The 13383-nt window shown below is 68.5% G+C and carries 12 protein-coding genes; 9 read left to right on the top strand and 3 right to left on the bottom strand.

From position 1 onward, the window contains the following. Positions 1-50 precede the first annotated feature (50 nt). The 7 genes from ACZZ9K_RS10780 (at position 51) to pknB (ending at position 9224) form a co-directional block, all read left to right on the top strand. Complete coding sequence (locus tag ACZZ9K_RS10780; RefSeq protein WP_138802202.1) at positions 51-731, top strand: FhaA domain-containing protein; 681 nt, start codon at positions 51-53, stop codon at positions 729-731. Further along, positions 728-1279, top strand: a complete 552-nt coding sequence (locus tag ACZZ9K_RS10775; protein WP_138802201.1) for an FHA domain-containing protein FhaB/FipA — start codon at positions 728-730, stop codon at positions 1277-1279. The genes ACZZ9K_RS10780 and ACZZ9K_RS10775 overlap by 4 nt, the downstream gene beginning before the upstream one ends. Before the next feature lie 6 nt (positions 1280-1285). Further along, the gene (locus ACZZ9K_RS10770; RefSeq protein ID WP_138802200.1) at positions 1286-2638 is read left to right on the top strand and encodes a Stp1/IreP family PP2C-type Ser/Thr phosphatase; all 1353 of its coding nucleotides are present in this window, start codon (positions 1286-1288) and stop codon (positions 2636-2638) included. Further along, positions 2635-4068 (top strand): FtsW/RodA/SpoVE family cell cycle protein, encoded by a 1434-nt coding sequence (locus ACZZ9K_RS10765; RefSeq protein ID WP_027466931.1) that lies wholly within the window; start codon positions 2635-2637, stop codon positions 4066-4068. Before ACZZ9K_RS10770 ends, ACZZ9K_RS10765 begins: the two co-directional genes overlap by 4 nt. Then, positions 4065-5519, top strand: a complete 1455-nt coding sequence (locus tag ACZZ9K_RS10760) for a peptidoglycan D,D-transpeptidase FtsI family protein (RefSeq protein WP_138802199.1) — start codon at positions 4065-4067, stop codon at positions 5517-5519. Before ACZZ9K_RS10765 ends, ACZZ9K_RS10760 begins: the two co-directional genes overlap by 4 nt. Beyond that, positions 5516-7285 (top strand): protein kinase domain-containing protein, encoded by a 1770-nt coding sequence (locus tag ACZZ9K_RS10755; RefSeq protein ID WP_138802198.1) that lies wholly within the window; start codon positions 5516-5518, stop codon positions 7283-7285. The genes ACZZ9K_RS10760 and ACZZ9K_RS10755 overlap by 4 nt, the downstream gene beginning before the upstream one ends. A gap of 121 nt (positions 7286-7406) precedes the next feature. Further along, a complete protein-coding gene (pknB, locus tag ACZZ9K_RS10750; protein ID WP_260678774.1) occupies positions 7407-9224 on the top strand; it encodes a Stk1 family PASTA domain-containing Ser/Thr kinase in 1818 nt (605 codons plus the stop codon). 283 nt (positions 9225-9507) lie between these two features. Here pknB and ACZZ9K_RS10745 read toward each other — a convergent pair whose 3' ends face one another. After that, entirely contained in the window at positions 9508-10152 is a 645-nt protein-coding gene (locus ACZZ9K_RS10745) for an aminodeoxychorismate/anthranilate synthase component II (protein ID WP_463444021.1), read from the bottom strand. 81 nt (positions 10153-10233) lie between these two features. Between ACZZ9K_RS10745 and ACZZ9K_RS10740 the strand changes: the two genes are divergently transcribed. Next, positions 10234-10488 (top strand): cell division protein CrgA, encoded by a 255-nt coding sequence (locus ACZZ9K_RS10740; RefSeq protein WP_027466926.1) that lies wholly within the window; start codon positions 10234-10236, stop codon positions 10486-10488. Between the two features lie 350 nt (positions 10489-10838). Here the strand turns inward: ACZZ9K_RS10740 and ACZZ9K_RS10735 are convergent, their stop codons facing one another. Both ACZZ9K_RS10735 and ACZZ9K_RS10730 read right to left on the bottom strand, forming a co-directional pair. Continuing rightward, positions 10839-11462, bottom strand: a complete 624-nt coding sequence (locus ACZZ9K_RS10735) for a rhomboid family intramembrane serine protease (protein WP_308202704.1) — start codon at positions 11460-11462, stop codon at positions 10839-10841. A gap of 238 nt (positions 11463-11700) precedes the next feature. Continuing rightward, the gene (locus tag ACZZ9K_RS10730) at positions 11701-12240 is read right to left on the bottom strand and encodes a peptidylprolyl isomerase (RefSeq protein WP_027466924.1); all 540 of its coding nucleotides are present in this window, start codon (positions 12238-12240) and stop codon (positions 11701-11703) included. A gap of 115 nt (positions 12241-12355) precedes the next feature. Between ACZZ9K_RS10730 and ACZZ9K_RS10725 the strand changes: the two genes are divergently transcribed. Next, positions 12356-12931, top strand: a complete 576-nt coding sequence (locus ACZZ9K_RS10725) for a hypothetical protein (protein ID WP_051597033.1) — start codon at positions 12356-12358, stop codon at positions 12929-12931. Positions 12932-13383 lie beyond the last annotated feature (452 nt).

Raw genomic sequence — 13383 nt, 5'->3', positions numbered from 1 at the left:
ACGCCAACCACTACCATGCAGTGGTTGACGACCGACGACACGGGAGACGCATGGGCCTGCTGGACAACTTCGAGCGAGGGTTGGAACGCGCCGTCAACGGCGCGTTCGCGAAGACCTTCCGCTCCGGGGTGCAGCCCGTCGAGATCTCGAGCGCCCTGCGGCGCGAGCTCGACACGAAGGCTGCGGTGGTCTCTCGCGAGCGCATCCTCGTGCCGAACGAGTTCACCGTGCGCCTGGCACCGCCGGACTGCACGCGCATGAACGACGTCGGTCGCCCGCTCATCGACGAACTGACCCAGATGGTGCACCAACACGCCGTCGCGCAGAACTACTCGTTCTCCGGCCCGGTCACCATCCGGCTCCAGCAGGACGGCACGCTCTCGACGGGCATCCTGCAGGTCGACTCCACCACCGTGCAGCGCGACGTGGCCTGGGTCCCGGTGCTCGACATCGGCTCGCAGCGACACCGACTGCACCGCGGGCGCACGGTGATCGGGCGCGGCAGCGACGCCGACATCACCATCGCGGACACCGGGACGAGCCGGAAGCACGTCGAGGTGCTGTGGGACGGCAAGCACGCCCAGGCCACCGATCTCGGCTCCACGAACGGCTCGAAGCTGAACGGTCAGCACTTCCAGCAGGCGATCGTGGAGCCGGACTCCACCATCGAGATCGGTCGTACCCGTATGGTGTTCCGGGTGATCCCGGAGAACGACGGAGGTGCTCGATGACCACAGGCCTGACCCTGCTCGTCCTGCGCTTCGCGTTCCTCGCGGTGCTCTGGCTGTTCGTCTTCGTGATCGTGTTCGCCCTGCGCAGCGATCTCTTCGGCCAGCGCGTCCGCACGATCCCGACCGATCCCAAGTCGGCGCCGTCCGGACCGAGCACCCCCACCGTGCCGGCTGCGGCGGCCCCCGGCCCCGCCTCGAGCGGTGCGTTCACCGACGTGATCGGGCAACCCGGAGGTTCGCAGCGTCCCGCCTCGCCGGCCGCGTCCCGCCTGGTCATCACCGAGGGTGCGCGCGAGGGCATGGAGATGCCGCTGGGTGGCGGCCCCATCACGATCGGACGGTCGAGCGAGTCGAACGTCGTGATCCGTGACGACTACACCTCGACCAACCACGCCCGCCTCGACCTCCGCGCCGACGGCTGGCTCCTCACCGACCTCGAGTCCACGAACGGCACCTTCGTCAACGGTCAGAAGGTGAGCGCTCCCGTCCTCGTGGCAGAGGGCACGCCCATCACGATCGGGACGACGACGTTCGAGCTGCGGCGGTAACCCGGCATGACCGCTCGCACGCTGAGCGCCGCTGTGTCCCACGTGGGGCGCATCCGCGCGAACAACCAGGACTCCGGCTACGCCGGGGCGCACCTGTTCGCGGTGGCGGACGGCATGGGCGGCCACGCCGGCGGTGACGTCGCCTCGGCGATTGCGATCCGACGCATCCGCGAGGTCGATCGCGAGTTCCCGTCGGCGCACGACGCCGAGTTCGCACTGCAGTCGGCACTCATCGCGGCGAACCAGTTGATCACCGAGACCGTGTTCGAGCACCAGGAGCTCACCGGCATGGGCACCACGGTGTCCGCGATGATCCGCGTCGGCGAGCAGATCGCGATCGCGCACATCGGCGACTCCCGCATCTACCGTCACCGCGACGGCGAGCTGCAGCAGATCACGTCCGACCACACCTTCGTCCAGCGGCTCGTCGACAGCGGCCGGATCACGCCCGAGGAAGCCGCGGTCCACCCGCGCCGCTCCGTGCTGATGCGCGTGCTCGGCGACGTCGACGCCGCCCCCGAGGTCGACACGGCGATCATGGACATCCAGCCGGGCGACCGCTGGCTGCTCTGCTCCGACGGCCTGTCCTCGTACCTGGCCGAAGAGCGCATCCGCCACGCTTTGGCCTCGAACATGGACGCCAACCAGGTCACGCAGCGCCTGGTGAAGGAGACGCTCGACCACGGTGCCCCCGACAACGTCACCGTCGTGGTGATGGACGTCACGGACACCGAACCCGAAGACGACGACGACGCGGCCACCACGGTCGGCTCCGCTGCGGCACCGCTCACCTTCGAGGCGTCGACCGGCCGCAAGCCGATCCGCCTCCCCACGATCCTGCTCCACCCGCTCAAGGTCACCACCGCGCCCGAGGACTCGCACTTCGAGCCCGAGTCCGACCAGTTCTTCGCCGAGCTCATCGCCGAGGACCGCCGACGCCGCATCCGCCGTCGGGTGTCCTGGACCGTCGCGCTCGTGGTCGCGGTCGCCGTGCTCGTCGGCGCGGTGTTCATCGGCTGGCGGATCACGCAGGACCACTACTACGTCGGCACCGACCGCGGCACCGTCGCGATCTACAAGGGCGTGCAGCAGTCGATCGGGCCGTTGGCCTTGTCGGACGTGTACGAGGACACCGACATCACGGTCTCGTCGCTGCCGGACTACACCCGCGAGAACGTCCGCTCGACGATCAACGCGCAGTCCCTCACCGACGCCCGTGACATCGTCGACCGCCTGCGCAAGGCCGCCGCGACCGGCCAGGACCAGGCCGGCACCGGTGGGGACGGCGACGCCAGCTCGTCACCGTCGCCCTCGCCGACCCGATCGCCGTCTCCGAGTCCGACGCGGAGCCCGCGATGAGCAACGCCACGGCCGCCCAGTCCTTCACCCAGGCGATCACGATCAAGCTCCGGGAGCCCGCTCGCGCGCGGAACCTCGAGCTCTTCCTGCTCGTCATCGCGTGCGGCATCTGCGCGGGTGCGATGGTGCTCGTGCAGCTCGGCACCAAGGGCCGACTGTTCGACCAGTCGGTGCTCTGGGTCGGCGGCGGCATCCTCGGGCTCGCACTCGTCATGCACGTGGTGCTGCGGGTCGTGGCGAAGAACGCCGACCCGTTCATCCTGCCGATCGCGCTCGTCCTGAACGGCATCGGCATCGCCGAGATCTACCGCATCGACGTCCACAACGGCCTGTCCGGCTGGGACGCCATCGGCGTGAAGCAGATCGTCTGGACGATGCTCGCGATGGTCCTGGCGATCATCACGCTCGTCGCCGTCCGCAACCACCGGTTCCTGCAGCGGTACCGCTACATCTTCATGGCGCTGACGATCGTCCTGCTGCTCCTGCCGATGCTGCCGGGCATCGGCACGAACATCGGTGGCGCGCGGGTCTGGATCAAGATCGGTCCGTTCTCGTTCCAGCCCGGTGAACTCGCGAAGATCACAATGGCGCTGTTCTTCGCCGGGTACCTCGTCACCGCCCGCGACTCGCTGTCGATCGTCGGCAAGAAGTTCCTCGGCATGACGTTCCCGCGTGCCCGTGACCTCGGTCCGATCCTGGTGATGTGGGGCGCCGCGATGGCCGTCCTCGTGTTCCAGCGCGACCTCGGCACCGCCCTGCTCTACTTCGGCCTGTTCCTCGTGATGATCTACGTCGCCACGGCACGCATCAGCTGGGTCGCGATCGGGCTCACGCTGTTCATCGGTGGCGCCCTCGTCGCACAGAGCGTCCTGGAGTACGTGCGCGGCCGCTTCGAGCAGTGGCTCGACCCGTTCAACCAAGAGGTCTTCAGCCGCGACACCCAGGCGAGCTACCAGCTCGTGCAGGGCCTGTTCGGCTTCGCGAACGGCGGGATCACCGGGACCGGGCTCGGGCAGGGCCGGCCGTACATCACGCCGGTCGCCAACGCCGACTACATCGTCGCGTCGCTCGGCGAGGAGCTCGGCCTGATCGGCGTCTTCGCGATCCTCGCCCTCTTCATCGTCTTCGCATCGCGCGGTATCCGCGTCGGGTTCATGGCGCAGGACGACTTCGGCAAGCTGCTCGGTGTCGGCTTCGGCTTCATCATCGCCCTGCAGGTGTTCGTGGTCGTCGGTGGCATCACCCGGATCATCCCGGTGACGGGCCTGACGACGCCGTTCATGGCCGCCGGTGGTTCCTCGCTCATCGCCAACTGGATCATCGCCGCGATGCTGCTGCGCCTGACCGACTCGATCCCCGCCGAACAGCGTGTCCAGCAGGGCGCGCTCCCCGCCGCGAGCGGGCGGACCAGGAAGGAGCGTCGTCGATGAACCGACAGCTCCGCGGTGTCTCGACCGTCATCGTGCTCATGTTCGTCGCACTCTTCGTGTCGACGACGTCGATCCAGTTCTTCGCAGCGGACTCGTTGCGCGCCGACTCCCGGAACTCCCGGACCATCTTGGACAGTTACTCGACGAAGCGTGGCGCGATCCTCGTCGACGGCAGCCCGATCGCCGAGTCGACCCCGGTGGACGACCAGTACGAGTACCAGCGGAAGTACACGAACGGCGACCTGTACTCGGCGGTGACCGGGTACTTCACGATCGGGCAGGGCAACACCGGCATCGAGAGCGCGGAGAACACCGTGCTGTCGGGCAACTCCGACGCCTCGTTCTTCCAGAACCTCAACTCGATCCTCACCGGCCAGGACGTCCAGGGCGACAACGTCAACCTGACCATCGACCCCGACGTGCAGCAGGCCGCGTACGACGCACTCGGCACCAACAGCGGTGCCGTCGTCGCGATCCAACCGAAGACCGGCAAGATCCTCGCGATGGTGTCGAAGCCGAGCTACGACCCGAACTCGCTCACCTCACACGACACGGCCGAGGTCAAGCGCCAGTACGACGCCCTGCTCGGCGCCGACACCGCCCCGCTGCAGAACCGCGCCATCGGCGGCGACCTGTACACACCCGGGTCGGTGTTCAAGCTCGTGGTGGCCTCCGCGGCACTCGAGGGCGGCAAGTACAACCTCGACTCCACGTTCCCGAACCCGTCGCGACTGCAGCTGCCCGGGACGAGCTCGTACATCAACAACGCCGAGGGCGGCACCTGCGGCGGCGGCGACAAGGTCAAGCTCCGCACGGCCATCCAGTACTCGTGCAACATCCCCTTCGCTGAACTCGGCCAGAAGCTCGGGTACGACGCGATCAAGAGCATGGCCGACAAGTACGGCTTCGGCGACGCGATCGAGGTCCCGATGGCTGCCACCGCGAGCCAGTACCCCGACGTCGACTCGACGGCCCAGCTCATGCTGAGCGCCTTCGGCCAGGCGAGCGTCCGGGTCTCCCCGCTGCAGATGGCGATGGTGTCCGCCGGCATCGCGAACGGCGGCAAGGTCATGCAGCCGTCGCTCATCGACTCGATCACCACGAGCGACCTGAAGACGGTCGAGTCCTTCTCCCCGAGGCAGTACAGTGATCCGCTGTCACCCTCCGAGTCCGCTGACCTCACCGAGGCCATGCAGAGCGTCGTGAACGCGGGGACCGGTACCAATGCCAAGATCGACGGTGTCGACGTCGCCGGCAAGACCGGCACGGCCGAAGGTGGCACCGGCGATCCCTACACGCTCTGGTTCACGGGGTTCGCCCCCGCCAAGGACCCGGAGGTCGCCGTGGCGGTCGTCGTCGGCAACGGCGGCGGGCTCGGGCAGTCCGGAGTCGGCAACACGGTCGCGGCCCCGGTCGCGAAGAAAGTCATGGAGGCGGTGCTGAACAAATGAGACCCACCAGCGGACTCACCTTCGGTGGGCGGTACCAGCTCTCCTCCCGGGTCGCCATCGGCGGCATGGGCGAGGTGTGGCAGGCGACCGACCTCGTCATCGGCCGAACCGTCGCACTCAAGATCCTCAAGGACGAGTACCTCGGTGACCCCGGTTTCCTCGAGCGCTTCCGCGCCGAGGCCCGGCACGCTGCCCTCGTCAACCACGAGGGCATCGCCAACGTCTTCGACTACGGCGAAGAGGACGGCAGCGCCTACCTCGTGATGGAGCTCGTCCCCGGCGAGGCCCTGTCGACCATGATCGAGCGCGAGCACACGCTCCCGGTCGACAAGGTGCTCGACATCGTCGCGCAGACCGCCAACGCCCTGCAGGCCGCGCACGCGGTCGGCCTGGTGCACCGCGACATCAAGCCCGGCAACCTGCTCATCACGCCCGACGGTCGCGTCAAGATCACCGACTTCGGCATCGCCCGCATCGCCGACCAGGTCCCGCTCACCGCGACCGGTCAGGTGATGGGCACGGTGCAGTACCTGTCGCCCGAGCAGGCGAGCGGCCACCCCGCCTCGCCGTCGACCGACATCTACTCGCTCGGCATCGTCGCGTACGAGGCCCTGGCGGGTCGTCGTCCGTTCACCGGCGAGTCGCAGGTCGCGATCGCGATGGCGCACATCAACGAGCAGCCGCCGCCGCTGCCCGGGGACATCCCGGAGCCCGTCTCGGCCCTGGTCATCTCGTGCATCGCGAAGAAGCCCGCCGACCGTCCCGCGACGGCCGCCAACCTCGCCCGTGCCGCACAGGCGCTCCGCCGTGGTGACGTCGCTGCGGCCACCGTGGCCGTCCCCGCGATCGCGGGGAACGGCACCGTCGCGTTCAACCCGCCGCAGGGTCAGGGGAACGACGCCGCGACCGCACTCATCGGCACGCAGGCCGGCGCGGTGGCCGGCGGGCCGGGCACCCCCCGCTCGCCCGTCTCCGACGAGTCCGAGGAGCCGAAGAAGAAGCGCGCCTGGATCTGGTGGGTCGTGGGCGCCGTCGTCGTGCTCGCCATCGCCGCGGGCATCGCTGTCTTCGCCCTGAACGGCAACAGTGCGCCGGACCCGTCACCGAGTCCGTCGCGGTCGACTCCCCGAGCGACCCCGACGGAGACCACGCCGAGCCCCACGCCCTCCGTGGCCCGCGTCGACATCGACTCGTCGGACTACATCGGCCGCCCGACCTCCGAGGTGCAGACCGAACTCGGCCAGCTCGGACTCGTGGCAACCGTCGTCGACGGCGACGCGGCGACCGGCTCCAACAGCCCGAACACCGTCCAGTCGCTCGACCCGACCGGCAGCCTCGTCCCCGGCGACACCGTGACGATCCGGCAGTGGACCACGCCGCCGACCGTCTCGAAGCCAGCCGCTCCCGAGGCCGGCGACGTCTCCGACACCGGATCGGTGACCTTCAGCTGGGAGACAGCCACGTGCCCGACCGGGTACAGCGTCTCCACCTACTCGTGGAACGTGACCGGCGGCAAGGACTCCTCCGGAGCGACCTCGGGCACGATCTCCTCGACAGCCGTCAGCATCCAGGCCGACGCAGCCGACCAGCCGGTCACGTTCAAGTACTCCGTCACCTGCGGCGCGAACGGGAGCGACCTCGCGAAGTCCCCGGGATCGGACGCCGCGACGGCCACCTGGACCGCCCCCGACACCGAGGATCCGGGCAACGGTACCGACCCCGGTGACACACCGAACCCGACCGAGACCCCGCAGGACAACCTGTGAACGACCCCCGGACGGGGACTGTCGACACCGTTCGGTAACGGTTCGGTCGGCCCCTCCGTGACCAGCGTCCCACCAGGTGGTGCTGTCGTACACTAGGCCGGACGAACAGACGGAGGAGTACGTGCCAGAAGGTGTGACCGCGGGGATCACGCTCCTCGCCAATCGCTACGAGATCGGTGACGTCATCGGTCGGGGCGGCATGGCGACCGTGCACCTCGGCATCGACACCCGTCTCGGCCGCAAGGTCGCGGTGAAGCTCCTCAAGCCGAGCCTCGCCAACGACCCGGCCTTCCGCACGCGTTTCCGACAGGAAGCCCAGGCCGCCGCCCGCATGGCGCACCCGACCGTGGTCCGCGTGTACGACGCCGGCGAAGAGACGGTGTCCGAGCCGTCGGGTGCCGAGGTGCAGGTCCCCTTCATCGTGATGGAGTACGTCGAGGGCCGACCGCTCTCCGACATCATCGCCGAGGGCGCCGTCGCCCCGGACGAAGCCGTCCGCATCACCGAGGGCATCCTCACCGCACTCGAGTACTCGCACCGCGCCGGCGTCGTCCACCGGGACATCAAGCCCGCCAACGTCATGGTCACGCACAGCGGCCAGGTCAAGGTCATGGACTTCGGCATCGCCCGTGCCATCACCGACACCTCGGCGACGGTCGCGCAGACCACGTCGATCCTCGGCACCGCCTCGTACTTCTCGCCGGAGCAGGCCCGCGGCGAGACCGTCGACGCCCGCACCGACCTCTACTCCACGGGCGTCGTGCTCTTCGAGCTCCTCACCGGTCGCGCACCGTTCCTCGGCGACACCCCGGTGGCGGTCGCGTACCAGCACGTCAGCGAGCAGGCGGTCGCACCGTCGACGATCTCGCCCGACGTGTCACCTGCCCTCGACGCCGTGACCCTCCACGCCCTGGTCAAGGACCGCACGCGCCGGTTCCAGAACGCGGCCGAGTTCCGCGCCGACCTGCAGCAGGCTGCAGCAGGCCGGGTCCCCGCGTCCACCAAGAAGCAGCAGCAGAACGCTGCGAACGACGCGTCGACCGTGCTGTTCGGCGTCGACCCCCGCACGACGACGAACGCAGCATCGGCGTTCCGCGAGCTCGACGACGACACCGCCGAGCACCGACCGCAGCGCACGCAGAACCGCCCACCGGTGGCGTGGATCTGGGTCGGCATCCTGCTCACGGTCGCAGTCATCGTCGCCGTGGTGTTCTTCGTCGCGAACCTGCAACCCGGCAAGCCGCCGGTGTCGTCCTCGGTCAGCGTGCCGAACGTCGCGGGCTCGACCTACAGCGCCGCCGCCAGTGCCATCGAGAAGAAGTCCCTCAAGCCCGTCAAGGTCGAGGAGAACTCCGACAGTGTCGACAAGGGCATGGTCATCCGGACGGACCCCGGCTCGGGGGTGAACCTCGGGCGCAACCAGAACGTCGACGTCGTCGTGTCCCTCGGCCCGGAACGCATCCCCGTGCCCGAGCTGGACGGCCAGTCACAGGCCGCGGCGCAACAGTCTCTCGACGACGCCGGGTTCCGTCTCGGCGCGATCTCGAGCGACTACTCGGCCGACGTGCCCGAGGGCACGGTGCTGAGTTCCGACCCCGAGTCAGGGTCCCTGCACACCAAGGGGATCGTGATCAACCTCACCATCTCCAACGGCAAGGTCCAGCTGCCGGACGTCACGCAGCAGCAGTTCCCGGCGGCGAAGGCCACCGTGGAGCAGCTCGGGCTCACCGTGAACGGCGCTCCGTCGTACTCGTGCACGGGTGGCCTCGTCACCCAGCAGGACACCCCTGCCGGTGACGTCGCCCAGGGCAGCGCCGTCACGCTCACCTACTGCGCACGCTCCGCGGCGCCGTCGAAGGCCCCGACCTCGAACGACGACAGTGGCGACAAGAGCGGGAACAGCGACAGCGGTGACGGCAAGGGTGACGACGGTCGCTGAGCCGACCGTCTCCTGAACTGACCCTCCTGACGGACGGGTGACGGGCCTCCGGTTCGGCCTCCATGCCTGTAGGCACGTCTGATCGTCGCCTCAGTTCGCCGCGCTGGACACAACGGCCTGGAGGCGCGGCGCACGACCGCCTCCAGCGACACCTCACGCAGGCGGTCCGGTCCAGTGCGGGACAGACGCCGTCGTGTCGGCACGGCGCTCCGGAACGCACGAGACGCCGCCGGATCCGGCGGCGTCTCGAGGACACGGCGGCGTCTGTCGCCGCGGGCGTTCGTCAGGCGCGGTGCGTGGCGATGAGCGGCCCGAGGTCGGCGGCACGCTCGGCGGCCCCGGTCAGGCCGGTGGTCTCGAGCCAGTTGCCGACCATGCGGTAGCCGCCCTCGGTCAGCACGGACTCCGGGTGGAACTGCACGCCGAACACGGGGTGCTCACGGTGCTGGACGCCCATGATGACCCCGCCCTCGGTGCGCGCGGTCACGGTGAGCTCGTCGGGGACGGTGCCGTCGACGATCGCGAGCGAGTGGTACCGGGTGGCCGTGAAGGGGTGCGGGACGCCGGCGAAGAGCGCGCTGTCGTCGTGGTCGACCTCGGAGGTCTTGCCGTGCATGAGCTCCTCGGCGTGCGTGACGGTCGCGCCGAGGGCCTCAGCGATGGCCTGGTGCCCCAGGCAGACACCCAGCAGCGGGGTCTCCGCAGCGATCGCCGCGTGCACCGTGGGGATCGAGACGCCCGCAGCCGCTGGTGTACCCGGACCCGGGGACAGGAGCACGCCGTCGTACTCGGCGATGCGGTCGGCGATCTCGGACTCGGGGGAGGCATCGTTGCGCACGACGTCGGTCTCGGCACCGAGCTGCTGCACGTACCCGTTGAGCGTGTAGACGAAGCTGTCGTAGTTGTCGACGACGAGGATCCTGGTCATGGCGGTTCACCGTACTCGTGGGGGATGTGTGCGGCGGTCCGCGGGCCGATCCACACACGTGGTCACGGTAGGATACCGGCCATGGCCAAGGACAAGGACCGCACCAAGCCCGCCCGGACGACCCGAGCTGACTCGGTCGACACCGCGGGGGACGCCCCGAACCCGGTGTGGTTCAAGCCGGTCATGTTCGGCTTCATGCTCATCGGTCTGGTGTGGGTGATCGTCTTCTACATCTCGAACGCCACGCTGCCGGTTCCGAGCCTCGGCTCGTGGAACATCGTGATCGGCTTCGGCATCATGTTCGTCGGCTTTCTCATGACCACCCGGTGGCGCTGACCCCCAGCCCGCTGTTCTCTCGACGCCCGTCGCACCGCAAGGTGCGGCGGGCGTCGTCGTTCTCCACAAGGTCGAGCACCAGAGGAACGCAGATCCTCGATGATCCGGCCGTTCTCCACACTTTTCCCCACTCTCCACACGGTCATCCACACCCCCACCCCGGAGTTATCCACAGCTGAGTCCACAGTGGGGATAATCACACTGGTGTAACTCACCGACTTCTCCACAGCTGTGGATAACTCCCGGGGACGCTGTGGAGAGCTGTGGATGAGCAGCAACGGTGTGCCCCGGGAACGACGAACGCCCCGCCGCAGTGCGACGGGGCGTTCGAAGGTGGTGCTGCGGACGTGTCAGCCGACCGTGACGGCGTACCCGACTGCAGTGAGGGCGAGGCCGAGCACCGCCGCAGCGACGATCAACGCGATCTGCAACGGGCGCTTCCGGATGTTCCGCGTCTGCGCGAAGACGAAGCCCATCACGAACCCACCGATGATCCCGCCGACGTGCGCCTGCCACGAGATGTTGGTCCCGGGCAGGAACCCGATCACCAGGTTCAGCCCGATGATCACGAGGAGTTGCACGGCGTTGTTCCCCAGGCTGCGCTGCAGCACGAAGAACGCGGCGAAGAGACCGAAGATGGCACCGGACGCTCCGACGACCCAGGTGCCCGGAGCGAGGAAGGTCACGAGCATCGACCCGAAGATCCCGGTGATGAAGTACAGCGCCAGGAACCGCCAGGCACCGAGCATGTTCTCGAGCATCCGACCGAAGATCCACAGCGCCCACATGTTGAACAGGATGTGGAAGATGCCCGAGTGCACGAACAGGACCGTCACCACGCGCCATGGCTGGGTCGGGAACAACAGCGAGTTGTAGGCGAACAGGCTCGAGAAGAACCCACCGCTCACCTGATCGAGCAGCCAGATGGCGACCGTGACGGCCACGATGACGACCGTGGCCTTCTGGTCGAGCATGGCGAAACGCCGCCGAGCGACCGTGAACCCACTCGGGGCTCCGGACGCTCGGCGGTTCGCTGCGAACTGTGCGCGCTGTTCACGCACGCACTCCGGGCAGTGCACCCCGACCGCCGCCGGCGTCTGGCACTCCGGGCAGATCGTCCGCCCACAGCGCTGGCAGAGGACGAAGCTCTGCCGGTCCGGATGCCGGTAGCAGGTGTTGTTCGGGTTGTACGCCTGGTCGGTCACGTGAGGGTCAGACGCCTTCGACGTCGATGCTCTGGATGACGACGTCCTCGACGGGCTTGTCGCGACCGTCGGTCGGAACACCCTCGATCGCGTCGACGACCGCGCGGGACTCGTCGTCGGCGACCTCACCGAAGATGGTGTGCTTGCCCTGCAGCCACGGCGTCGCCACCGTGGTGATGAAGAACTGCGAGCCGTTGGTGCCGCGGCCGCCCTGGATGCCGGCGTTCGCCATGGCGAAGATGTAGGGGTTCTGGAACGTGAGCTCCGGGGAGATCTCGTCGTCGAAGCGGTAACCGGGGCCACCGATGCCCTGGCCGAGCGGGTCGCCGCCCTGGATCATGAAGTCCTTGATGATGCGGTGGAAGATCACGCCGTCGTAGAGCTTGTCGGTCGAGACCTTGCCCGTGCCGGGGTGGGTCCACTCCTGCTGGCCCGTGGCGAGGTCGACGAAGTTCTTGACGGTCTTCGGTGCGTGGTTGCCGAACAGGTTGACGCGGATGTCGCCCTTGTTGGTGTGGATCGTTGCGACAGCGGTGTGCAGAGACATGTTCCGATTCTCGCATGTACTCCTGACCGCGGACGGATTGCACAGCTGCGGTTCCGTGACCTGTCAGGCAGTGTGGTGGCAGGATGGGGGCACGCCGATCCGATGGAGGTACCAGATGACGACGATCGAGATCCCGCGAAAGCGTCGGAAGCAGATCAAGAAGCTCAAGGGCCAGACCGCCTCGCTCCTCGGCGAGCAGCGCAAGGTCCTCGAGCACGCGAACGCGATCCTGGCTGAGGCCCGGTCGAACGCCGCGGACGCAGCTCGCAAGGACATCGCACCCCGCGTGCAGAACGCGATCGACAACGGGATCCGTCCCGCGTTCGCAACCGGCGTGCACGCTGCCACCTCGGCAGCGCAGAGCGCTTCGCACAAGTTCCAGTCCGAGGTGGTCCCCGGACTCGTCTCGACCGCTGGTTCGGTGCTGAGCGTGACCGATCTCGCGAAGGACCCCCGGGTCAAGAAGATCGTGAAGAACGCGCAGAAGAAGAGCAAGAGCGCGAAGAAGGCCGCGGCGAAGTACGTCCCGTCGCAGCAGAAGAAGGGTCTCGGCTTCGGCGGAGTCGCACTCATCATCGTCGGCGTCGTCGCCGTCGCCGGTGCTGCGTACGCCGCGTACCAGACGCTCCGCGCCGACGATGACCTGTGGGTCGCCGACGACGCCGACACGGCGGAGAAGCCCGCCGCCTGACCTCCCGGTTCGTACGAAGGGCCCCGGCTGTCGCCGGGGCCCTTCGTCGTTCTCCGGGCCGGGCATGCGGACACCAGCACCGCATGCCCTGAACGCGCCCACCCACCAACCTGGAGGCCCGCGCCGGCCTTGCACCGCGCCTCCCGTCCGCCGCGCGCTCACGCCACGCGCCCCGGGCACGCCCCCGAGTGGTCACAACCTGTCGCCCGGAGGACGCTCAGACGACAGTTCCAGCCACCTCGGCGAACCGCACGCGGCATGTCGCGACCACTCGACCAGAAGCAATCCGCAGGGAGACTGGCGGACCCGACCATCGCGGAGCGGCGCGTCGCCGAAGGCGCGCAGACAAGCACCACGACCGGGCTGCCGCGACGATCGCGCCGCAGGGGCGGCGGCGCGCACGGGCACAGAACGAAGCCCCTGGGCAGACGACGAAGTCGGCAACCAGGGGC

It is taken from the genome of Curtobacterium sp. AC268, assembly GCF_979258745.1.
This window is presented reverse-complemented; position numbering and strand designations above follow the sequence as displayed.